This is a genomic window from Streptomyces ossamyceticus (assembly GCF_001418475.1).
Taxonomy (GTDB): Bacteria; Actinomycetota; Actinomycetes; order Streptomycetales; family Streptomycetaceae; genus Streptomyces; species Streptomyces ossamyceticus.
The window spans coordinates 5,683-5,972 of the sequence record NZ_LIQX01000352.1 but is presented as its reverse complement, the minus strand read 5'-3'; the positions used below and the strand labels follow the sequence as shown (position 1 = coordinate 5,972).

At 69.0% G+C, this 290-nt stretch carries 1 protein-coding gene; it reads right to left on the bottom strand.

The features are described 5' to 3' along the window. Nucleotides 1-235, bottom strand: a 235-nt coding sequence (locus AOK15_RS25070) for a YciI family protein (RefSeq protein WP_420876963.1), incomplete at its 3' end; no start/stop codon positions are given. Between the last annotated feature and the right edge of the window lie 55 nt (nucleotides 236-290).

The following is a 290-nucleotide window of genomic DNA, read 5'->3' as shown; positions in this document are numbered from 1 at the left end:
CGAACGGGCCGTCGGTGACCGGCGGGCGCCCCTCGCCGTCGTAGCGGACCCAGGTGCCCTCGGGGGCGAGCGCCTGGCCGTCCACGAACTCGCCGCTCTTCTCCAGCCGGGCGGCGAAGTCGTGCATGTACTGGATGTGCGCCGAGATCTCCTCGGGCGTCCACCGGTCCATCGGGACGTCGTTCACCGCTCCCGGGGCACCGCGGTAGTGCTTGAGCAACAGGTACTTGGCCATCGTCTCTCTCCTTGATGCTCGTGCGACCCATTGTGGTCGCCTTCACCACGGGGAC